General features: G+C 44.9%; 19 protein-coding genes. 6 read left to right on the plus strand and 13 right to left on the minus strand.

Going from position 1 to position 22052, the window contains the following annotated elements; genetic code table 11:
- Positions 1 to 77: 77 nt before the first annotated feature.
- From MKX30_RS06025 to spoVAC, 6 genes are all read right to left on the minus strand, one after another.
- The gene (locus tag MKX30_RS06025) at positions 78 to 2324 is read right to left on the minus strand and encodes a transglutaminase TgpA family protein (protein ID WP_023989534.1); all 2247 of its coding nucleotides are present in this window, start codon (positions 2322 to 2324) and stop codon (positions 78 to 80) included.
- A complete protein-coding gene (locus tag MKX30_RS06030) occupies positions 2321 to 3568 on the minus strand; it encodes a DUF58 domain-containing protein (RefSeq protein ID WP_028540433.1) in 1248 nt (415 codons plus the stop codon). The genes MKX30_RS06025 and MKX30_RS06030 overlap by 4 nt, the downstream gene beginning before the upstream one ends.
- 3 nt (positions 3569 to 3571) lie before the next feature.
- Complete coding sequence (locus tag MKX30_RS06035; RefSeq protein WP_028540432.1) at positions 3572 to 4531, minus strand: AAA family ATPase; 960 nt, start codon at positions 4529 to 4531, stop codon at positions 3572 to 3574.
- A 212-nt stretch (positions 4532 to 4743) separates the two neighbouring features.
- Positions 4744 to 5100, minus strand: coding sequence for a stage V sporulation protein AE (gene spoVAE / locus MKX30_RS06040; protein ID WP_013311204.1), 357 nt, complete (start codon positions 5098 to 5100; stop codon positions 4744 to 4746).
- Positions 5097 to 6119 carry a stage V sporulation protein AD gene (gene spoVAD, locus MKX30_RS06045; RefSeq protein WP_023989537.1) on the minus strand — a complete coding sequence of 341 codons (1023 nt, stop codon included), beginning with the start codon at positions 6117 to 6119 and terminating at the stop codon, positions 5097 to 5099. Before spoVAD ends, spoVAE begins: the two co-directional genes overlap by 4 nt.
- On the minus strand, positions 6116 to 6622 hold the full coding sequence (gene spoVAC, locus MKX30_RS06050) for a stage V sporulation protein AC (protein ID WP_023989538.1): 507 nt from the start codon (positions 6620 to 6622) through the stop codon (positions 6116 to 6118). The genes spoVAD and spoVAC overlap by 4 nt, the downstream gene beginning before the upstream one ends.
- A 185-nt stretch (positions 6623 to 6807) precedes the next feature.
- On the opposite strand from spoVAC, the gene MKX30_RS06055 reads away from it, so the two are divergent.
- Positions 6808 to 7887, plus strand: coding sequence for a M42 family metallopeptidase (locus MKX30_RS06055; protein ID WP_023989539.1), 1080 nt, complete (start codon positions 6808 to 6810; stop codon positions 7885 to 7887).
- Positions 7888 to 7986: 99 nt separating this feature from the next.
- On the opposite strand, the gene MKX30_RS06060 is transcribed toward MKX30_RS06055, so the two are convergent.
- Positions 7987 to 8703 (minus strand): metal-dependent hydrolase, encoded by a 717-nt coding sequence (locus MKX30_RS06060; protein WP_023989540.1) that lies wholly within the window; start codon positions 8701 to 8703, stop codon positions 7987 to 7989.
- Between the two features lie 423 nt (positions 8704 to 9126).
- Here MKX30_RS06060 and MKX30_RS06065 point away from each other — a divergent pair, with 423 nt between their 5' ends.
- Complete coding sequence (locus MKX30_RS06065; protein WP_053325805.1) at positions 9127 to 9840, plus strand: expansin EXLX1 family cellulose-binding protein; 714 nt, start codon at positions 9127 to 9129, stop codon at positions 9838 to 9840.
- A 224-nt stretch (positions 9841 to 10064) separates the two neighbouring features.
- Positions 10065 to 12326, plus strand: a complete 2262-nt coding sequence (locus MKX30_RS06070; protein ID WP_209942952.1) for a helix-turn-helix domain-containing protein — start codon at positions 10065 to 10067, stop codon at positions 12324 to 12326.
- A 125-nt stretch (positions 12327 to 12451) separates the two neighbouring features.
- On the opposite strand, the gene MKX30_RS06075 is transcribed toward MKX30_RS06070, so the two are convergent.
- From MKX30_RS06075 to MKX30_RS06095, 5 genes are all read right to left on the minus strand, one after another.
- A complete protein-coding gene (locus MKX30_RS06075; RefSeq protein ID WP_023989543.1) occupies positions 12452 to 13993 on the minus strand; it encodes an extracellular solute-binding protein in 1542 nt (513 codons plus the stop codon).
- A 111-nt stretch (positions 13994 to 14104) separates the two neighbouring features.
- The gene (locus MKX30_RS06080; RefSeq protein WP_013311212.1) at positions 14105 to 14998 is read right to left on the minus strand and encodes a carbohydrate ABC transporter permease; all 894 of its coding nucleotides are present in this window, start codon (positions 14996 to 14998) and stop codon (positions 14105 to 14107) included.
- Positions 14999 to 15016: 18 nt separating this feature from the next.
- Positions 15017 to 16012: an ABC transporter permease gene (locus MKX30_RS06085; protein WP_023989544.1), complete on the minus strand. Its 996-nt coding sequence runs from the start codon at positions 16010 to 16012 to the stop codon at positions 15017 to 15019.
- A 234-nt stretch (positions 16013 to 16246) separates the two neighbouring features.
- A complete protein-coding gene (locus tag MKX30_RS06090) occupies positions 16247 to 17023 on the minus strand; it encodes an NAD-dependent epimerase/dehydratase family protein (RefSeq protein WP_053325807.1) in 777 nt (258 codons plus the stop codon).
- Between the two features lie 229 nt (positions 17024 to 17252).
- Positions 17253 to 18140 (minus strand): DMT family transporter, encoded by an 888-nt coding sequence (locus MKX30_RS06095; protein WP_028540427.1) that lies wholly within the window; start codon positions 18138 to 18140, stop codon positions 17253 to 17255.
- A gap of 217 nt (positions 18141 to 18357) precedes the next feature.
- Here MKX30_RS06095 and MKX30_RS06100 point away from each other — a divergent pair, with 217 nt between their 5' ends.
- Positions 18358 to 19107, plus strand: coding sequence for a YdcF family protein (locus tag MKX30_RS06100; RefSeq protein WP_068942413.1), 750 nt, complete (start codon positions 18358 to 18360; stop codon positions 19105 to 19107).
- Positions 19108 to 19209: 102 nt separating this feature from the next.
- Here the strand turns inward: MKX30_RS06100 and MKX30_RS06105 are convergent, their stop codons facing one another.
- Positions 19210 to 19671, minus strand: coding sequence for a DUF523 domain-containing protein (locus MKX30_RS06105; RefSeq protein ID WP_023989548.1), 462 nt, complete (start codon positions 19669 to 19671; stop codon positions 19210 to 19212).
- Positions 19672 to 20242: 571 nt separating this feature from the next.
- On the opposite strand from MKX30_RS06105, the gene MKX30_RS06115 reads away from it, so the two are divergent.
- Together MKX30_RS06115 and MKX30_RS06120 are read left to right on the plus strand one after the other, a co-directional pair.
- The gene (locus MKX30_RS06115) at positions 20243 to 20872 is read left to right on the plus strand and encodes a TetR/AcrR family transcriptional regulator (protein ID WP_023989549.1); all 630 of its coding nucleotides are present in this window, start codon (positions 20243 to 20245) and stop codon (positions 20870 to 20872) included.
- Positions 20869 to 21843: an alpha/beta hydrolase gene (locus MKX30_RS06120; protein WP_076295475.1), complete on the plus strand. Its 975-nt coding sequence runs from the start codon at positions 20869 to 20871 to the stop codon at positions 21841 to 21843. The genes MKX30_RS06115 and MKX30_RS06120 overlap by 4 nt, the downstream gene beginning before the upstream one ends.
- The last annotated feature ends 209 nt before the right edge of the window (positions 21844 to 22052 follow it).

Consider the following 22052-nt stretch of genomic DNA (forward strand, 5'->3'; position numbering starts at 1 on the left):
ACAAACGGACAGCTTTTTCACTAAATATATAGCTAAAGATTAAAATAGACGGCAAATTGAACCAAATCAAAAATAGACTAGTCTTGATCCTTCTGATCCGTCGCAGCTTTTCGTCCAGCCCATCGTTTTATCCATCCTTCTTTGTGTAACAGAGAGGCCTGCTGGCGAACCATATGCCAATCTTCTGCGGTTACGGATGAGGGACTATAACGCGCTTGTTCAAATCGTCCAAGCAGCTGATGTAAAATAGAAGCTTGTTCCGGTACTTCTAGCGACCATCTATCAACTGATTCCCTCAGCGTCTCGTGACTGGCGCGGACAAATCCCTTTCTTCGCATGTACCTTAACCAGTGCTCAGTTTCGACGACCACCTTTTCATCCGGGGTCAGCGGCTTACCTCTGCGTAAACGCAGCAGATAAAAGTGAATGTCTGCCCGATTACGCCAGACGATATAAGCAGCCCACAGCAGCAGAATTGCAGCAGCAGAACCTATGATTACAGGATGAATCTTTGAACCTTCCTCCGGATCAGTCTGCGGGTTCTGCTCAGGCTGTTCTGGTTCAGGCTGATCTTTAACCTCTGGGGCTTCTGGAGTCTTTGAATCCTCCTGTTCCGTAAGCAGCGGCATATCAAAGCCAGGCGTAGCTTCTACAGGAACCCAACCGTATTCACCTAAATATACTTCCGCCCAGGAATGAGCATCCGCATTTGTCACGGAGTAAGAGGACATATTTTCGTCACCTTCGCCCGTTGTTGCATCATCTGAAAACGTCTGCTGACCAGGTGCATACCCTTTAACCCAACGGGCTGGAACCCCAACAGAGCGAGCCATCATGACTAATGAGGTGGAATAATAATCGCAATAGCCCTCCCGAATCTCAAACAGAAAGGCATCCACAAAATCTCTGCTTCTTTTCCGTGAGAGGTCCGGATTGTTCGTATATGCATAATTTTGCTGCAAATACTGCTGTAGTAATCCGACTTTTTCATATGGCGTTTTCGCCGTTGACGTTACGTTCTGAGCCAAATCACGAACCCGCCGTGGTAACTCATCTGGAATTTGTAGATAGGCTTCCTGTTTGTTTTTTCTGTACAACTCATTAAAAGTTTTTGTGCGTAGCTCTTTCTCAGGGATCACAGGGACATGTGATACCAGAGTATACGTTTTAGGATAAGCAGTTCTTCGGGAGGATGGATTCCAAAGCAGTTCCGCCTGTTCCGGGTTCCAATGTAACCCATCTGCCCGTGAATCTCTGTCCACCGATTGAACACGCTGCACCGAATAGGCGCCAAACAGAACAGGATAGCTCTGGTCATTTTGCATCGTAATGGTCTGAACGACCTGCTCAGTCGAATGCCGCGTTTCTTGTGTGTTTTCAAGCTCTGCGGTCATCGGCACATCATTTAGCGTTTGATCATCGTTTCCCCCGTCACTCCAGCCTGTACCGGAATAGGTTCGTTTCGTTTCCCCCCGCCAATAGCTTCGTTGAGTGGTCGTGATGGTCATGACAGGAGAATAATCAAAATTAAAACCTCCACCCAACCGATTATCCTGGCGACTATACCCTGATGCGGTGTTCATCCGCTGATTCAGTGCCCCAGATCCATTGCTAATCCCGGCGGTGGTTGAGCTATTTCTCTGGGTCCACGCTGTATAGGGATCCGTCAAAGCTGGCTGTACCTCGGGCATATTGACACCAGCCATAATAATGAGCGCAAAAATGACCGCAATATTGGCTGCTATTTTATATGGATAGCGTCGAATATGCTTCCACCCTTGAGGATAATGCTGCCGAAAATACTGCAGATGCTGTGTCACTAGCCAACCCATACCAGCAAAGACGATCCAGGCAACCTCCTCCCACAGCACAGTTGGCGTAAAGGAATCAAGCACTGCCAGCGCGGCGATATTAATACCCACAAAAACAAGAATCCGCTGTTTCGTTGTAACGATGAGCGGCACCATTTCAATAACTAGCCAAGCGATGAGGGAAAACCAAATATAAGGAGACATATTGGATATAAATTGGTCCAGGCGATTGGCTACCCCTCCGAAGGGGATAATGATGGAGTAAGACACCAATGTCCGATACAAAATAAAAAACAGCGCCGCCGCCTTAACAATAAATTCAATCCAAGGACGAAATGGTAGTACAATCTTCACCAGAGCCAGCATTGTAATGGTCATCAGTACAAGTGCTCTTGTCTCTTCCAGCCATAATTCGGAAGCAAAAGAAACCCATTGCATGGCAATAATAATAATCCATAAAAATGTAAAAGCGGGGGCCCAGGAACCCTTTAACGATTGTAACCAGCTCTTCATAGTGTCCCTCCCCCCATTACAGCCGGGAGCTCTTCAAGGCTCTCAACATCGTAGCCCTTGATTCCCCTTGCACGAAGCATGCTCATCCATTTTTCAGCTTCTCCCTCAGCAGAACCTTCTCCGATATAGACATGGCACGGAGTCATCCCTCGGGTATCGGCCCAACGAAGAAGCTCCATCGCCTGATAATCATTCAGCGGACTAATCAGTATAAAATAACAGCCTTGCGGAAACTGGCGCACACTGCTTTCTACAGCGGATTTCAAGCTACCTTGTGAAGTTGTGTGTATGTCTACCAAGTGATGCATCATTCGTTGTCGTTCCATTGTCTGCTCACTTGGCTGAAAGACAGTGCCTTTTTCTCCAGCTGTGCACAATCCAACCCCCATTCGCTCCCGTCCACCATATTCCAGCAATGAAGCGGTGGAGGATACAGCTAGCTCAAACTGTTCGGCGTTTACATAATGCTTCATGTGTACGTCCAGCACAAGCATCGTTTTTGGAACGGTCTCATGCTCAAATTCCTTGGATTTCCAGCTACCTGTACGAGCCGTCGCATTCCAATGGATGCGCGAAAACCGATCTCCATATACATAGTCCCGTACACCGTTAATTTGTGTCGTCTCACGCCGCGTTCGAGTTTGAACGGTCTGCGGTCCAGACATCCTTGAGCGACGGTCATTCATCTGCCAATACGGAATGAATACCGTTCGGGGCAGCACCCGAAATTCACCGCGTGCGTTCAAGCTGCCTTTGTGCTCCAACAGACCGAAGATGTCCTCACTCACACATTCAGTTTCCTCAAAGTGGTAGCTTCCTCGCTCTAAAGCGGGAGTCTGAAATGTAAGCTGACCGCCCCCTTTTAGACTAGGAATGACACTGTCCTCAAACGACCAGGATTCACCTGTATGCCGCTTGAGGACCTCACGGACAATGACATAGGGTAACGGAAGAAAACCAGGAATGCTGAGGCTCAGCTTTACATGCACCTGATCTCCCGCATGCAGCAGTTCTCCAAACTCCGAGCCTTGCGAAAGCTGCCGGGAGCCTTGCACACGGCGAACTCCACTCAGACCAACGATCCCTAAATAAACGATTAACAGCGTAACCATAGACAACAGCATGACCGACGTCTTGCCGCCCTGAAACAACAAATATAGCAGGCACACCACCCATATGACCACCAGAAGCCAGATGCGGCCTGACAGCCGGGGAAGCCTGCGCTTCCTTTTGACCATATTCATTCCCTAAGGACGCTCCATTCGTACGGGTACATGAACCTGCCGAAGGACAGCTTGGAGCACGGACTGGGCATTGGAACTGTCCAGACGCGCCTCGGGACGCAGCAACAAACGATGCGTTAGCACATAAGGTGCCAGCGCCTTGACATCATCAGGCAGCACATAGTCACGGTTGTCCAGAAAAGCGTATGCCTTCGCAGCCATTACAAAAGCAAGCGCCGCCCGGGGGCTAGCTCCCAGCAGCACGGATGGATGTTCTCTTGTCGCACGCACGATATCAAGTAAATAGGACGTCACTGCTTCGTCCATATAAATTCCTCTAATTTCCTGCTGGATGTCAGCAACCTGCTCCATATGAGCTACAGCCTCCAGACGGTCTGCTGGCTGGCCTGCCTGATGATGAAGCAGCATGTTTCGCTCCGTCTCCATGTCAGGATAACCCAAGCTGATTTTGAGCATAAAACGATCTAACTGTGCTTCCGGCAGCATATAAGTGCCTTCAAAATCAATCGGATTTTGTGTCGCACACAGCATAAAAGGATGAGGCAACATATGCGTGTCCCCATCCACCGTCACACTGCGTTCCTCCATAACCTCCAGCAGAGCCGACTGGGTTTTCGTCGTCGCTCGGTTAATTTCGTCCGCCAGCAAAATATTAGTCATCACAGGACCCGGACGGAAATAAAAACGCTCGTCCCGTGGATGAAATATGGATACCCCTGTAATATCACTCGGGAGAATATCAGGATTACATTGAACACGGCGGTAATCACCGCGCATGGATTTGGCAAGCGCCTTGATCATTTGCGTTTTCCCCGTACCCGGAACGTCCTCGATCAGAATGTGTCCACCCGCCAGCATAGCCGTAAGCAGTAATTTTATTTCAAAGGATTTACCTAATATACATGATTCCAGATTAGAACGGATTGCAGATACAATCTGCACAGATTCTTGACGTACGGGCATAGCTCTGTAAACCTCCTAGATAGCAACATGTTTCCTATTATTGTACATGAAGGCGGGCACAGAGTACACTTAACCCCCTGCCCGTATTATTCAAACTCCATCCTTCTTTCGATCTTTCATGTGCAGAACAATTAAAAACCCTTCGGTCATTAGATCCGAAGGGCACATGTATATAATCATTTATTTTTATGTCATTTCTAAGTACGCTGCTTCTATATGCTTCCTTTTGGACGAACAAACAAGCATGCCAGAAAAGAGAAAATAATCGCAGAGGAAATTCCTGCACTTGTCAGACTAAAGATCCCTGTAATGACACCCAACCATCCGTCCTTCTCCAATTCCGTTAATGCGCCGTGTACAAGTGAGTTACCAAAACTGGTAATTGGAATGGTCGCACCCGCCCCTGCAAATTTAATAAGCGGATCGTATATCCCAACAGCATCAGCAATTGCACCTGCAACTACCAACGTACTCATCGTATGTGCCGGCGTCATTTTGAACACATCCATCATCAACTGGCCTACGACACAAATGGCACCACCCACTAAAAAAGCCCATAGAAATATCATACCGTTCCTCCCGCTTCAAAAGCTACAGCATGTGCAACACAAGGAATGCTTTCACCCTGCTGTGTAGTCAAAGGAGATAATAACGCTCCGGTCGCCACGACCAGTACCTTTTGCAGCTCTCCTTTTTCGATCCGCTTCAACAAATGCCCGTAGGTTACAACAGCCGAGCAGCCACAACCACTGCCTCCTGCAATGACTTTCTTTTGCTTATTGATATCGTAAATCAGTAAACCGCAATCATTAAATTCCGTCTGATTCATATCGAACCCATCTTTTTTGAGCAGCTCCTTGGCAATCGGTAGCCCCACTGAGGCTAAATCGCCCGTTACAATGAGATCATAGTAACCAGGGTCACGGCCAGTATCTCGAAAATGAGACAACAGCGTATCCGCAGCCGCGGGAGCCATTGCTCCACCCATATTAAAGGGGTCTTTAATGCCCATATCCATTACACGTCCAATGGTAGCACAATCCACCACCGTCCCTGACTTGGCATGTCCTACAATTGCGGCGCCGGAACCGGTAACAGTATACTGAGCCGTAGGGGGCTTCTGTGATCCGTATTCATTAGGATAGCGGAATTGTTTTTCTACAGTACAGTTATGGCTGGTCGTACCCGCCATCACGTAGTCACCGGCCTCTGAGTCCACAATAAGTGCGGCTAAGGCTAAGCTTTCCATTGATGTTGAGCAGGCTCCAAAAACACCCAAATAGGGAATGGCCAGCTTGCTAGCCGAGAAGGAGCTACTGATAATCTGATTCATCAGATCACCACTAATAAAAAACTGTACTTCTTCTTTGTTCAAATTCGCATTAATTAGCGCCAGCTCTGTAGAATGCTCAATCAATCTACGTTCCGCTTTTTCCCACGTTTTCTCGTTGATTTCTATATTGTCATAAATATAATCAAAATCTGTGGATAACGGTCCCTCTCCTTCATCCGGGCCCACAACGGTGGCACTTCCAATGATGCGCGGTCTTGATTCAAACTTCCAGGTTTGTCCTCCCTGTCTTCTCATAAGTGATTGCCTCCCACACCAAGGATGGCATATATAACGCCTACGATAAATGCGGCCACCACCCCGAATACGATAACTGAGCCTGCCAGCTTGAACATATTCGCGCCCACTCCGAGCACCAGTCCCTCAGAACGATATTCCAATGCAGCCGAACACATGGAGTTAGCAAAGCCTGTAATTGGCACAGCGGTTCCCGCGCCCGCCCATTGGGCAACCTTATCGTAAACCCCGATACAGGTTAATATGACCGCCAGCAAGATCATCATGGATGAGGTTGGCGGGGCGGCCTCCTTGGCTGATATGTGCATTCCTGCCATAAAAGCCTCTTGAATCGCCTGTCCAATCACACATATCCCGCCTCCAACCAGAAAAGCGCGCACACAATTGGCAAATACTTTCCTCGAGGGTTCATGCTTTTGTGAAATATTCTGATAGTCCTTCTCATTTATGGACAGCGGCGACGTATTGGTACGAAAACCGCGCTGCCCTGATTTAGCTGGCATCATTCACCACCCCTTGTCTGTAAGTTTTCGCGCTTGGCGGTTCGAATTGCTTGGGTCTTTTTCATTATGAGCTTTTTGGAGAAATGTTATGTCAGGAAAATGATATCGTGGACATTCGATACAAATCCATTCATACTGAATACATGACGACCACTGGTTAATTAATAAGGAGTGAGGTATACATCATGGAATCAAAAACATTGGAATTGTTTAAAACCTTAACGGAGTTTCCTTCCATTCCTGGACATGAGCGTGAGTTGCGGGCATGGGTTAAGGAACGGATATCCGGTTATACCGATGAAATCGTGCAAGATCGATTGGGGAGTCTTTTTGGGGTGCTTCGCGGCCAAGAGAGTGGACCACGAGTAATGGTGGCAGGCCATCTGGATGAAGTCGGTTTTATCGTGAATGGTATTACGGAAAATGGAATGATTCGTTTTCAGCCGGTTGGAGGCTGGTGGAGCCAAGCCATTATGTCACAACGTCTTCAAGTATTAACTCCAAAAGGCCCAGTTATCGGTGTAGTTGGCTCTGTCTCGCCTCATTTGCTGGATGAATCGCAACGCAGCAAACCTATGGACATCAAGCATATGTATCTGGATATCGGCGTAGACAGCAGACAAGAAGCGCAAGATCTGGGGATCGTACCAGGAACGGCCATTGCGCCGATCTGTGATTTCACTCCACTGGCAAATCCTAAAAAAATCATGGCTAAAGCGTGGGATAACCGCTACGGTGTAGGCTTGGCTATTGAACTACTTGAAGCGTTACATAAAGAAAAAGAAAAGCTTCCCAATACATTGTATGCGGGGGCCACTGTTCAAGAGGAAGTGGGACTGCGTGGTGCACGCACAGCGGCCAATCTGATTCAGCCGGATATATTCTTTGCACTGGATTGCAGTGCGGCTAACGATATGGGCGGCGACCCGAATGCTTACGGGCACCTCGGTAAAGGCGCACTGCTGCGGGTATTTGATCCGGGTATGATTACACATCGCGGGATTGTGGAATACGTGCAAGACATGGCGGAAACTCACAAAATCAAGTATCAATATTTCATCTCCACAGGGGGAACCGATGCGGGCCAAGTACACTTGAGCGGAATTGGCGTGCCATCCACCGTCATAGGCATCTGTGGACGATACATCCATACTTCCTCGTCCATTATTCACACTGATGATTATGATGCAGCCAAAGAGCTGATCATCAAGCTGGTTCAAAATCTGGATCGTACAACGCTGAATACCATTATTGAACGAGCCTAAGGTGTAACAGAGAATCGCAATCTATAAAAAAACAGTCAAGACACGTACAACGTGCATTGACTGTTTTTTTAATTTAATAGAAACAAAAGATAGAACATATCAAATCAAATGCTTATAACGAAGCAAAGCAATCACTACAAGTACAGCAGTTAAAGCAACGCAGACGTTTTCTACCTTAGCTCCCTTCCGGGTTCCAGTACTCATCAATTTAAATCGCAGCTTCCATTTAAACGGCGGCAAAGGTTTAATTCCATTATTCGTCAAGGAATCTGCCAGTAAATGCAGCAAGTACGCCATACCTCCAGCCAACCATATGCTGTCACCGTGCAAACGTGTCGTACCATAAAGCAGCGCAGTCCATGCGACTGTCCCGTATACCGTATGTGTCAGCCCCCGGTGTGGGACTAACGTACAAATGATCAGCAGACACCCGGCGATATAATTCCAAGGTGCATATGATTCTCCATACCAGGCTAGGCCGATACCAATTAAAAAGATAATAACCTTGCGCATGGATCGTGAAGGCATAAAAGAAGCACTAATCATCAGCAAAGCCAACACAAGATTCCATGGCGGTGGAGCCAAACGGGTGAAAAATACCCAACCAGCAGCCCCAATCATTAGAAGCTGTACGAGCCTAAGCATTTTGGTTGGTAGCGCTCGGCTCACGAGCATGGAGTTAGGCTCGTCAATATCCGGCAACAGTGAACCGACCGCAGCAGCTGCCACGGCAGCCGGGGTCACTTCGTATCCACTTAGAGCTAATACCGACAGGGAGACCCCGGTTCCAATAATCAAATGGGCTCTTCCCATCATGGTGCAAAACATCCTTTCGTTGCAGCATACAACAGAGTTCAACATCACTCCATTTGAATCAGCATGATTCGATTGTATACGACAAACAAAAGGAGAACAATAGTTCGCTTATTCTATTTAAAAGACTTCATTCAAAAGTCCTAGTTTCGTCCCCATTATTAAACCCCTCCTCTGTGCTTACTCTCCAGTCAGCCCTGCCCTCTGTTATAAGGCTACATCTTCCTGACCTTATCGCGGCTGCCCTGCAAACCTTCTGCGAAAAAGAGCACAGTTCAACAAGACATATGGCCTATGAGTATGTTGACAAACATCTTCAATATTTTCTTTTTGCCTCAAAGTCCTATTGTATAATTTGAAATATTAGGTAATATAGTGTTTATATTTACTATATGAATCTATTAAATGAATAAGGAGGAAATGATTATGCAAAAAAAATCGACGTTCCGAAAGTTCAAAACCATCGGTCTGACATCGTTGCTAAGTCTTGTATTATTCGCCCTTCCCGCTTCAGCTGCTTGGAATGATACATACACGGGGTACGCCACATATACGGGATCAGGTTACTCTGGAGGGGCATTACTGCTTGATCCCATCCCTACGGATGCCAAAATTACAGCGCTTAACCGCACACAACTGAATTATAACGGAATCAAAGCTGCATTAGCTGGAGCCTATTTGGAAGTTCAAGGTCCCAAAGGGAAAACAACCGTATATGTAACTGATCTTTACCCTGAAGGTCCAAGTGGCGCGCTCGATCTGTCCCCAAACGCGTTCAACCTGATTGGAAATCAAATAGACGGAAAAATCAATATTTCATGGAAAGTTGTCAAAGCTCCGGTTAACGGCAATGTCTCCTACCGCATTAAAGAAGGCAGCAGCCAATGGTGGGCAGCCATTCAAGTACGCAATCATAAATATCCGGTCTTGAAGATGGAAGTCCAACAAAACGGACAATGGCTCAATCTCGAAAAACAGGATTACAACCACTTTCTAGGTACTAACTTAGGAAAACAACCTCTGAAAATACGGATTACGGACATTCGTGGTGTCGTGCTGAACGATACAATCCCAGCTCTAGCGGAAAATGGTACAGGCGGAGCCTATATCGTTAAAGGTAACGTTCAATTTCCTGACTAATTGTAGTACCGTCATCTTTCTTCTTTTATTTGAATAGACAAACCCGGCCGGGAACCGACGCAATCCAATGCGTATAAGTGTTCCTGGCCTTTTTACGAAAAAATTATTATTTTTCACAAAGAATCGGTTTGTTCACTGTCCTGTTCACAAGATCACACGTATAATGAATACATAAATAGGGTGTACTTTACAGCTACGTGCACACAGACAGGAGGCCTGTTCATATGAGCAATTTCAAAAAGCATCACAAGCTTCACAGCAAATTGCTGGTCAGCATTACGTTATGTATTACGCTAACGTTGCTGGTATCCACCACTGTGTATTATTTTTACTATATTCGCGTGGAAAAGGAGCAGGCATTCGAGGCCAATCACAACAGCTTGACGTTGAGAAGCAGAGAGGTTATTAACATGACATCTATTGCTCAGTCGTTGGCATTCCAAATGTATCGCAGCAGTACCCTGTCCAAGTTGTTGTATTATCCAAAACCTAATGTATATGATGTAACCGCTGCCATGACCGAATTGAACAATTATCTTAACTCCATGCCGTATATCGAATCCATCTACGTGTTTAACCCTAAAAGCGGCACCTTCTACATTGCTTCCTCACAAGGTCAAAACGGGCTATTCAGCAAACATGAACTGGCTGATACAGATATCATTCGCGTGCTGGATCATTATCAGGACTATAAACCCTTTACGCCTATTCCACGCACGTATCCACTGCTGTCTGCCTCAGACTCCGGAGCTGAAGTAGAGCAAGCAAGCCCAGATATCGCAGCCTATACGTATTTATGTTATGACGCAATTAACTCGAACGAAGCGATAAATTCGGCTGTGATTGTGAATGTGTCGGCGGCCTGGATGAACAAGGAAATGGCGGCGAATCCAATCTCAGGCGGGACCGCTTATATTTTAGACGATCAGGGCAGACTGTTGTCTGGTACAACATTGACAGACGAAACTTTGAACGAAAAAGAACAGCTATGGCTGCACACGAGAGTCAAAAAACAAGAAACAGGCTATTTTGTAGAAGACTTTCATGGTAAAAGATCACTCATTTCCTACACCTCTCCAGATGGACTAGGTTGGCAGTATATTAGTGTCACACCATATGAAAGCGTTATCAAAATGGCAAGTGTTATTCGTAATGCGATGTTACTGATAGCCGCCATCATTGCATTGGCAGGATTCGTGGCTTCGTGGCTGCTGTCCAAAATGCTGTATACGCCTATTGGCCAAATTGTTGTGCATATGAATTCACTGGAATCAGAGAAACGAAACAGTATGTACACGATCCGGCAAAACATTTTGAAAAATGTGATCCGGGGAATCCGAAATCTTCCTACCGGTGAAGAACCGGAACGATTGCGCGAGCTTGGGATTACGTTCCAGTTTGACAAAGACTACCGCCTTGTGCTGCTGCGCATAGATGAATATACCCGATGGCAAAGCGAACGTGGACCTGATCTGCTACCCTATAAGTTTGCAATCATGAACATTGCTTCTGAAATATGCGGACAGACGTACCAGGTGGAGACCGTTGATATGGATGAGGACAGTGTACTGCTGATGCTTAACATTCTCGATCCCGCAGAACATACAGACACTGTACTGCTAGAAACCTTATTACGCCAAATACGTGAAGCTTGCTTTGAATATTTGAAGCTGAGTGTTTCATTAACTTACAGTGCCATCACGAGTCAACCAGAACGGCTGCATCTGCTGTACCGCCAAGTACAAGACGCATCTATGCACCGATTTTTTCAGGGGCACAGATGCATTATTAATGCGCAAAACACTACAGAGGAGGATATCCAAAATACTTACGTATATCCAGCCGATAAAGAGAAAAAAATGCTAGATATGCTACTGTCTGGTCATACGGAGGATGCACACAGTATGTTCAAAGAATTATTGATGCATATGGAAAAATATCCTTTTTCCTCTGTTCAAGTGGCGATATCCCGGCTCATCATGAGTGTAAATAATGCTGTTCGGCATATCAGTGAGCTCAATGGATTTGCTATAGAATCTAAATCTGAATTACCATCCGCTGATCGGTTAGAGACCGCTGAGAATCTTATTGATCATTATCAATTGGTCTTTGATCATATTCGCTCCAGTCTATCGGAAAAACGAAACACGAAGCAGGAACGACTGGTACGGCAAATTAATGAACGAATGGAGCAAGCCTATACGGATCCCAATTTTTGTCTCAATCAGATTGCGGAAGAACTGGATATGTCGCCGATCTATGTCAGTAGGCTATATAAGCAACAGACCATGTCAACTATCGTGGACGTCATCCAACAACTTCGTATTCGCAAGGCCTGTGAGCTGCTGGAACAGACCGACTGGTCCGTAGCTGACGTAGCAGAACAAACCGGATTTGCGAGTAGCTCTTATTTCCATCGTATGTTCAAACGTAGCTTGGGTGTAACACCGACAGATTTTCGCCGTTCTAAAGCAAATGCGCAATAAGTAAACTGCTCTACACGCCTGCTCCGAGAACGGAACATTGCTCCCAAAAAATAGACTGACATTAAAAAAGCAAGCCTCCAACTTTCTGGAGACTTGCTTTTTTCTTTATCACAATTCTTTATGTTTTATTTAATCCCCTTCTCCTTTACATAGGCTTCCCATTGTTTTGTATATTCGGTTTGAATTTTCTCCAAACCAGCTTGGTTTGCCTTTTGCAAGAAGGTCTGCAAGCCTTGATCTACATTGTCGATCAGTCCAGCTTGGAGCGGATACAGATATTGCTTCTCAACCTGTTCTAGAGCTGCTTTTTCTGCTTGATATGTCGTGTAGTCTTCTGCAAAGCCGGTAAACAGGTCAGGCTTCTGGATTTTATCCAGCTCGGCAAAAATTTTCTTCACACGGTCAAAGCCAGAATCAAACAGCATGTATTCCGGGTTACGCCAAGCCCAACTATTCATACCTTCGCGTGAAAATCCATTAGTACTGCCGCTACCTATCATTTGGTAGTAACCATCTTTGACTTCGTAGTTTTTGCCTTCAATACCATATTGCGTGAGCAGGTTATAGCGTTTGTCCGTCACCAGCTTTTCATAAAAGGCCAATGCGCGCGCTGGATTCGGGCTGCTTTTTGGAATCGCAAAGCCGTTATGAATCGGATGCACTGGAGTTGCATAACCTGTCGTCAAAGGGAATGGGTAGTACTCGAGCTTCCAGTCCGGGTGAGATGCTTTGAGCTTAATGACCATATCATTAAACCGGGTTGGATTGTCACCGAAAATACTCGCTGCTTTACCAGAAGTCACTTGATCCTGAAGCGTATCTTTTACGTTTAATACGTTTTTGGGAATGAATCCTTTATCGGCCCAGCGTTTGTAAGTGTTCAGCTCTTCCTTTTGTTCATCCGAGCCCCAAAATTTATATACCTCTGTTGGTTTTTCGTATTTAATACCGATACCGTAAGGCAGTGTGCCCACACTCTTCGTTACTAATTCGGTATATCGATCATGCAGATTTCCCTTGATATCGCTGTTCAGAGATACGGTTTTCATATTTGGCTCATGCTGACGTATCCCATCCATATAAGCCTCATAACTTTTCATATCTGTCGGTTTAGGCAAATTGTACTTCTCACGTAAATCCTCACGCCATACAAAACCGTTTGTGACATATTCTTTATACGTGCCAGGCACGGTATAAATTTTGCCTCCGATTTTAACTCCATCCCACATGTCCTGAGGCACAAATTTTTGCAAGGCAGGTGCAGCCTTAGGCAGCAGATCGTCTAGCGGCAGGAATGCGCCCTTTTTGGCATAGGCCTGATACTGCGTCCAATCTGCAGTGAAGATCAGGTCGATAGGCTGACCCGAAGACAATAACAGCTTATATTTTTGATCCCAGTCTGTCCACGTCGTATAGTTAAATTTGACGGTGGCATTCAGATCTTTTTCCGCCAACTTATTGATCTCTGTCTCAATGGTAGGCAAGTCCTTAGGAGCATCCCCCAGCATATAAAATTGCAGCTGTACTTTCTGGGATTTATCATCCTCTCCATTTGCTTTTTGAGCGCTGTTTCCACTACCTCCTCCACATCCGGCTAATAGCGCCGTGATGACCATTACTGCAATCAGGATGGACATGCGTTGTTTTCTTTTCTTTGTGAATGTCATGTGAATCCTCCCTTTGAAATGGTAGTCTGATTAAATAAAACGCTTACAAAGAGTGCTATTTAGATGGCACAACGTCAGCACGTCATGCCATCACAGTCCTTGAGTGCCACTTTAGCCTTTTACCGCACCAATGGTCAATCCCTTAACAAAATAGCGCTGTACGAACGGGTACAGCAGCAAAATAGGTCCGGTAACCACGATAGCCATTGCCATTTTGGTCGACTCTGTCGGCATATCGTTGGAAAGGGTTACGCCAGTACCTGCACCCATTTGAGCGATAAATTGCATGGAGTTAATTACATTATACAGATAATATTGCAACTGGTATTTATGCGGATCGTTAATAAAGAGTGAGGATGAGAACCAGTCATTCCAGTAAGCCAAGGCCAGAAACAGTCCCACAGTGGCAATACCCGGTGTAGATAAAGGCAACACAATTCGATAGTAAATTTTAAAATCACCCGCACCGTCAATTTTAGCGGACTCGAACAGCTCTTCCGGCATGGAGGAACGAATGAAGTTTTTCATTAAAATGATCAGAAACGGAGTCATCAATCCCGGGAAAATAAGCACTGTATACGTATCAAGCAATCCTAAATACTTCGTCAGCATAATGTACCAAGGTACCAAACCGCCTCCGAACAGCGTCGTAAAGTAAATATAGAATGAAAACGCATTACGGTATTTAAAATCTTTGCGTGCCAGCACATATCCTGCCATCGTCATCAGGAACAGGCCCAACGTCGTACCTACAACCGTGGTAAAAATCGTCACCCCGTATGCCCTTAACACCTCTTCAGGAAAGGTGAACACCGTCCGGTAACCTTCCAGTGAGAATTGCTGTGGTATAAAGTGATATCCATCCCTGATAATCGATTCATTACTGGTCAGTGAAGCCGAAATAATAAGTAGAAACGGGAGTAAACAAGCAATGGAAGCAATAATGATAATCACATAAGAGATAATTTTAAAAATTCGAGTGTATACATCCTCTTTGATCGCCATCCGTTTGGGTCCTCCTTTCTAGAATAAGGCATACTCGTCGTTCAACTTGCGGATGATATAGTTCACGGTCATGATCAGTACAAAGCCGAACAATGATTGGTATACGCCTGCCGCCGAAGCCATCCCCACATCAAAAGTCACTTTCAGCGAACGGTACACATAAGTGTCCAAAATATCCGTCGTATTGTACAGCACCCCATTGTTGCCGATTAACTGATAAAAAAGATCAAATTGTCCTTTCATAATACTACCAAGCGCAAACAACAGCAGCACAACGAATGTCGATTTAAGCATAGGAACGGTAATGTACCAGATTCGTTGAAAAATGTTGGCCCCATCCATTTTAGCTGCCTCATAATATTCGTCACTGATACCTGTAATCGCTGCCAGATAGATCACCATACTGTAGCCGAGATTTTTCCATAAATAGAACAGGATAATCAGGAAAATCCATACCCATGGTTTGTTGTATACATCCACGCGTTCACCACCAAATTGCAGCAGCAGCGTATTCAGGAAACCATTATCATAATTAAATATGTTATACACGATAACACTTAGAATAACGAAAGAAACAAAATAAGGCAGGAACATCACGGATTGAGCGATCTTTTTAAAGTAGCGGCCTCTCAGCTCATTCAGCAAAATAGCGAGAACAATCGCTAGCACGTTACCGAGTAAAATAAACGCTGCATTGTATCCGACCGTATTCAATGTCAGTTTTGTCAGCGTGCCGGATTGCCATAGAAAGCGAAAATTTTGGAGTCCGACGAACTTGGCATCAAACAGGCTGGTATTAAAGTCGAACTGGGTAAATGCATAATAAATACCCACCATAGGAATGTAGGAATTAATGAAGAAAAAAATTAAAGTGGGCAACAACATCAAAAATAATACCCGATTGCGGAACAGTTCATAGAAGAACCCGTGTTTTCTACCCGTTCCCAGCCTCTTACCGTTCAGGCGGGAATCCGTTGTAAGCATTGCAGAATTTTTGGGCATAGGCTGATTCAATGTGAGTCACTCCCCCTCTGTATACGTTACCGACAGCAAAGTTTGTAGCACCGCCGCCGTATAACTATATTTTATGTAAGCGCATTCAAAATGAAAAGTGAAGCCTCTCATGCTTCATGAACAAAGGAGTGTCCTGAGGAGTGAACAATTCGGATATTTGTGAAGTTTTGTGTAATATGAGGCGTCTAATCGACGCCTTAAGCCTATTCATAAAGCATATTTGAACGATCTAATCTACTCCTTTTGCCCACCCTGGAATGTGGTTTCATCCTGTTTTACCCAAAATCCGATTTTCTTTGCCTGCTCCAGCAGCTCAGCGGCATTATCCTGCGGCTTATATCCGATTAGTTCTTCCAAGTAGCCAATGTCATAATAATTATCCGTATTGGCTGACGTACCGTACAAATTAAGATAGCTCATCTCCGGACGAGCTTCGATACAGCAGACAGTCAGACGGATCATATCGCGCTCGGAGATCCAAATATGAGCGGCGCGCTCCGAATGGGGCCGATCATCTCCAGGAAAATTTCCGATACGGATATTCATTGAAGATATTTTGCCCTGATCGGCATACAGCCGTCCTAACAGTTCAATGTAGCACTTACTCAATCCATAAAAACTGTCGGGTCGGTAGGGATCTTCTACATCTATACTTTCGCCTACTTTATAAAACCCTGTGGCATGATTGGAACTGGCAAAAACAATGCGTTTTACCCCATTTTTCACCGCAGCTTCATACAGCTTGTAGGCTCCACTAACATTGCCAGACAGCACTTTGCCGAGGAAATCCCCTTCATCCTTGATCCATGCAAAATGCAGTACCGTATCCACTCCGCGTGTAAGCTCAGCCAGTCGTGCAGCATCATGTATATCCATTTCCACAATCCCTGCCTCTTCATCCCTCTTCACATCAGCAGCGATTATTTCATATTTACCTTCCGCTTTTAGCCCTTCATACAATACTTTCCCAATTGTACCTGCTGCACCTGTAATCAACAATTTTCGTGCCATCGTCCGCATCTCCCTTCTTTGCTTGGTTGTATGCTGTCATCCATATCATAATCTTAACCAACTCCCCAGGGAGGAAACCCCTTAAACTCTCGAATTAGGCAGGTCAAAGCCCACGTAGCTGTGTCTCCTGTCGGCATATAAAAAGGGACCCTGCTACTGTGCAAGAGTCCCTTGTTGTTACTATAGTTTCAAGTTCTATCTTTCAATCTCTTGGTTTCAACTACTACGCTCAAGCTTGTCGTACTACTCTCGCTCTGCGATTAACCAAATAAATGCTAAGCCCGATTAAGATTAACCCGATAAGCAGGAAAGCCGTAATCGCTTCGCCCAGCACCAACGAGCTGACAAACACCGAGATCACAGGCACCAAAAACGTATAAGACGCAACCTTACTCGCATCCCCTGAATTAACAAGTGTGAAATACAGCAACCAGGAAAGTGAAATTCCCAACACCGTGCCGAATATCAGCCCTGACACATACGGGACATTCCATACGATATCCGACCAGTTTTCCGTCACCGTTCCAGCTCCCGTCAGCACGATGCCTCCCAGTGTACATTGGAATGCAACCAGCCACAGCGAATCCACACGCTGGTTTACCTTTTTCACATATACCGTTCCCAATGCCCAGCTCACGGCTGTAATAATGGCGATGATTACACCTGCCACAGCCACATGCCCTGAAAATCCGCCCACACTGACAGCTGCAACGCCCAAAAATCCGATGATCAATCCAATCACCTTGAGTCTGGACATCGCTTCCCCTAGCCACATCCATGCAAAAATACCGACCAACACAGGCTGGAGATATACCAGCACAGAAAACAAGCCGGAGGGGACGTACATCAGTCCCACTGTTTGCAGGCCATAAAACAGTACCACGTTAAAAATACCTGAAATAGCATACACCCGCCAATTTTCTTTCCAACGAATGCGATTCCATCTCGGTACTAAAATTGCTCCTAATAGCAGACCGCCCAGCAGTGTACGTAGCCCTGCAAACAACAATGGAGGTGTGAATTCCAATGCCACTTTATAAATGGGCCAAGAAATGCCCCATAATACAACCAGCAGCGCGATCATCATTATCCGCTTGGCTGTCGTTAACTCTCCCATGACGCTCTCGCTCCTCTATGAAAAAAATCACTAGACTTTATATACTACGCCTACAGAACAACTTTATCAAACAAAAAATATGTATTGGAAAGCTCCACCTTTCATGCCCGCTTGTTCATCGAGGTATGTCTTCGGACAGAGGAATCCAGTCATTTTCCTATGTTACAATATACCAAAAAGATAGATAAAGCTTATAAGGATAGGAGGTTGTCTGCACTTGATTTATATCATCAAATTTTTGTACAGCTTTGTGCTCCCTCCCGGTTTGTTCATCCTGGTGATGGCAGGGCTCGTGATCTGGCTATGGAAAAGGGCACGTATACCTGCGGTCGTATTGCTTCTTGTCACATTGCTGCTGTATGTTTCCTCGACCAATTTGGCTGGAGATTTGTTAATCAGTAGCCTGGAAAAACAGTACTCACAACCCCGTACCGTTCAAGGCGATGTCATTGTCGTACTTGGGGGCGGAGCCACACAGGGAACCCCCGACATCAATGGACAAGGCAATCTGCTAGGATCTGCGGCTAATCGACTGCTCACTGCGGCCCGACTGCACGAAGCAACAGGCTTACCTATTCTTTTCTCCGGCGGGCAAGTGTTTGGAGACAGTGGTAATGAAGCAAATATTGCGCAGAGGCAGCTACTAGGACTCGGTATTCCGGCAAAGGACATTCTGATCGAAAACCGTTCTTTGAACACACAGCAAAATGCCGTATATACATCGCAAATTTTGGGAAAACATCAACTCACTAGACCTGTTCTGGTGACCTCCGCTTTCCATATGCCACGTGCTGCACTGGAATTTCAGCGTGCAGGCATGCAGGTCATAGCTTATCCTACCGACTATCTGGCAAGTGAAAAGCTGGCACTGTATGCTGGCAAGCTCTCGCCGTCTGCTGGGGCCATGTCTACAACCGGAACAGCCCTCAAGGAATACCTAGGAATTCTTGCATTAAAGCTTAAATAATGTGATGTCTAATTGTATAGCGACACACAGCACAAACAAGCGTCTTGCGCTCGCAGGTATAAGCCTGTAAGCTAGCAAGGCGCTTGATCTACCATTTCATATTTAATCCAAGAAAATATCCGATATTTGTTCTTCCGATATGACCTTAAAGCCTTCCTTTTTTAACAAAGCCGAGGTTACCCCGTTACCTGCTATTTTACGGTTTTCGAATGACCCATTATATATTGCTGCTGATCCGCAGGACGGGCTATTTTCTTTTAAAACAACAAATTTTGCGTTAACCTCTCTGGCTATATTCAGGGCTTCGTACGCACCTCTAATGTACATATCGCTGACATCGTTGCCTGAAAACTCGACCACCTTGGCTGTGCCGTTCAGCACATCCTCCCCTGTCCCTCCAACAATCTCAGCAGGCTCTCTCGGAGTCACAAAGCCCCCCAAAAGCTCAGGACAGATTGTCATAGCCTTCTTTTCCTCTACCAACTTTTGAATATGTACATCCAGGCTATCGGTCCCGTTATATCGTACCTTCATGCCCGCCAAACACGAACTTACCAGAATCATTAGCTTCCACCTCATATCCATTGCATTCACTATTAAGTAGTTAAAGTATAAACAAATTTTCTCGTAGAGTCATCGTGCGAAAATTTAGACTCGCCACTACGTCCGCGTTCCGTAAGGTTATTCGTCCAGCTGATGTCATAATCATGATCCTGCACTCTACCCATACCCTTTTGAATTCTGTTCGAAATACAAGTAATGAAAAAAGGCCCTGATTAGGGCCTTCAAATACTGCGGGAGTTCAACGTATCTCCTTTGTCATTTATCCCTTCTGTTTGACTTTCAATGGCCTTGATCAGTCCGATGGTACCGAAGGATATGAGGTCCTCCAAATCTTCACTGGTTTATCAAATTTAAGGAAGGCGGAACGTGTACTCATCCAAAATAACCTGATAAAAACAAGCCGGAGGCGCATGTTGGGCAGCACTACGGCTTATTTTTATTGTTGAGGTTCACCCTGCTCGTAAGTAAGATAAATTCACTCTTGCTATAAGTCGTAATTTAAGATATATTATTAATTAAATGATCAATCATTTAATTAATAAAAGTTTAGTTTAGAGAGAGGGGAATACATTTGGCAAGACCCATCAATGAAGAAAAAAGACTGGAGCGGCGTAAACGTATCCTAGAAGAAGCTGTTGTCCTGTTCGCAGAAAGTGGATATTCTAATACCACAACGGCAATCATTGCGCAGAGTGTAGGAGTGACTCCTGGAACCATTTTTCAATATTTCCCTAGCAAAGAAGCTTTATACTACGCCGCTGTTCTTGAGCCGCTTGCTGATATTCAGGCGAAATCGCTTGCTTGTCTACAACAAGAGGAGACGCCGGGCGTATTGATTAAGAACATGGTGGCAGAACAATTCAACCATATCTACTTCTATATAAATGAATTGCGGCTTGTTCAATCTGTCTTAGGACAACGAATAAGATTCCCTGAACTTACACAGAAGGTCCTTGAAAGTATAAAGGTAATGACAGATGCGATCGAATGCGTCTATGCCAAGGGACAGTTAATGGGAGAATTCAACAAAAGCTTTTCTCCAGCAATGATCTCTCGTGCCTATATCTCTTTCTTAAATGGAGTGGGCTTAACTCTTGCAGAAAGTATTATTCATCATCCCGAGTGGGAAAATCTGAAGGGGCATGCCTTTTATTTGTTCGCACCCATACAACCTAAAGAAAAACTGGAGGAGTCTGAATGAGTCAGGCATCATTACAACCCGATCTAACATTTAACGTTCGTGTAAAAAAACGAAAGAAAATTTTATGGAGCCTAGGGATCGTGCTTTTGCTTGTGATGGCTCTTGTATTTTTTATATCTTATAAAGTAGTAGACACCTTGTTGCACCATCCTAGAGACACTAATGTCAGCTACGAATTGAATATGGATAAAACTCCCTACGAAGAGGTCGAGTTCAAGAGTTTGAAAAATGATAATACGATTAGAGGTTCCTTCTTTCCTGCAAGTGGTCTTCCTGGTAAATCAAGTAATAAGACGATTATTGTCGTCCATGGATATACGAGCAATCGTTTAGTCAAAGGGCGGACCCAAAAGTTAGTAGAGCATTTCGTTCCGAAAGGCTACAATGTATTGGCATTTGACCTCAGCTCACAAGGTAAATCCGATGGTGATTTGATTACACTGGGCTTCAATGAAAAATACGATTTGCTAGGAGCTGTAAGCTATTTAAAATCCAGAGACCATATGGGTGATAAGATTGGAGTTATCGGCTTTTCAATGGGTGCTGCTACTTCTTTGCTAGCCGCTAGTGAAAGTGATGACATCAAAGCCGTAATTGCAGATAGTCCTTTTCGTAATGCTGGTCTATTTCTGAGAGAGGGTTTGCCCTTCTTTTCAGGTTTACCTGCGTTTCCATTCAGTTATACATCGACATGGATGGCAAATTGGGCCTTTAAGGTTGATCTTGATTCCATATCTCCTATGGATGCGGTAAAAAAGATGCAAGACAAGCCAGTTATGCTTATTCATGGTACTGGAGATCAGCAAATTAGTTATAAAAATACAGAAATTATTTACGAGTCCTTAAAAGATAACCCAAAAGCAGAAGTATGGTACCCGCAAAATACGGAGCACATCGATGCCATCAACCATTACCCCACTGAATATTTCAAAAGAGTAGATCGCTTTTTGGATGAGTATGTAGGAAAATAAATTCAATCCAAGAGAGCCAACTAGCGAAGGAGCTTGTCCTGATGAAGTGAAAATACCCAATATATCAAGCATTTTTATCCTGTAGTGTAGAAAAACACTACAGGCTTTTATTTGCGTTTTAAATGAAAATACATAGCAAAATAGTTATTATTTAAGCGAAAAAAAACAGTGTACGAGTACTGAGCATGTTGATTAAAACAAAAAGACAA

It is taken from the genome of Paenibacillus sp. FSL P2-0173, assembly GCF_038008045.1.
Lineage (GTDB): Bacteria > Bacillota > Bacilli > Paenibacillales > Paenibacillaceae > Paenibacillus > Paenibacillus polymyxa_B.

What these genes read in the sequence shown, in the direction of transcription:
- spoVAE (WP_013311204.1), bottom strand. Translation starts at nt 5,100, where the DNA reads ATGATATTTCTATGGGCTTTTTTAGTGGGTGGTGCCATTTGTGTCGTA.
- MKX30_RS06065 (WP_053325805.1), top strand. Translation starts at nt 9,127, where the DNA reads ATGCAAAAAAAATCGACGTTCCGAAAGTTCAAAACCATCGGTCTGACA.
- MKX30_RS06105 (WP_023989548.1), bottom strand. Translation starts at nt 19,671, where the DNA reads ATGATTCTGGTAAGTTCGTGTTTGGCGGGCATGAAGGTACGATATAAC.
- MKX30_RS06055 (WP_023989539.1), top strand. Translation starts at nt 6,808, where the DNA reads ATGGAATCAAAAACATTGGAATTGTTTAAAACCTTAACGGAGTTTCCT.
- MKX30_RS06060 (WP_023989540.1), bottom strand. Translation starts at nt 8,703, where the DNA reads ATGATGGGAAGAGCCCATTTGATTATTGGAACCGGGGTCTCCCTGTCG.
- MKX30_RS06030 (WP_028540433.1), bottom strand. Translation starts at nt 3,568, where the DNA reads ATGAATATGGTCAAAAGGAAGCGCAGGCTTCCCCGGCTGTCAGGCCGC.
- MKX30_RS06095 (WP_028540427.1), bottom strand. Translation starts at nt 18,140, where the DNA reads ATGGGAGAGTTAACGACAGCCAAGCGGATAATGATGATCGCGCTGCTG.
- MKX30_RS06070 (WP_209942952.1), top strand. Translation starts at nt 10,065, where the DNA reads ATGAGCAATTTCAAAAAGCATCACAAGCTTCACAGCAAATTGCTGGTC.
- MKX30_RS06075 (WP_023989543.1), bottom strand. Translation starts at nt 13,993, where the DNA reads ATGACATTCACAAAGAAAAGAAAACAACGCATGTCCATCCTGATTGCA.
- spoVAC (WP_023989538.1), bottom strand. Translation starts at nt 6,622, where the DNA reads ATGCCAGCTAAATCAGGGCAGCGCGGTTTTCGTACCAATACGTCGCCG.
- MKX30_RS06025 (WP_023989534.1), bottom strand. Translation starts at nt 2,324, where the DNA reads ATGAAGAGCTGGTTACAATCGTTAAAGGGTTCCTGGGCCCCCGCTTTT.
- spoVAD (WP_023989537.1), bottom strand. Translation starts at nt 6,119, where the DNA reads ATGAGAAGACAGGGAGGACAAACCTGGAAGTTTGAATCAAGACCGCGC.
- MKX30_RS06080 (WP_013311212.1), bottom strand. Translation starts at nt 14,998, where the DNA reads ATGGCGATCAAAGAGGATGTATACACTCGAATTTTTAAAATTATCTCT.
- MKX30_RS06120 (WP_076295475.1), top strand. Translation starts at nt 20,869, where the DNA reads ATGAGTCAGGCATCATTACAACCCGATCTAACATTTAACGTTCGTGTA.
- MKX30_RS06035 (WP_028540432.1), bottom strand. Translation starts at nt 4,531, where the DNA reads ATGCCCGTACGTCAAGAATCTGTGCAGATTGTATCTGCAATCCGTTCT.
- MKX30_RS06090 (WP_053325807.1), bottom strand. Translation starts at nt 17,023, where the DNA reads ATGGCACGAAAATTGTTGATTACAGGTGCAGCAGGTACAATTGGGAAA.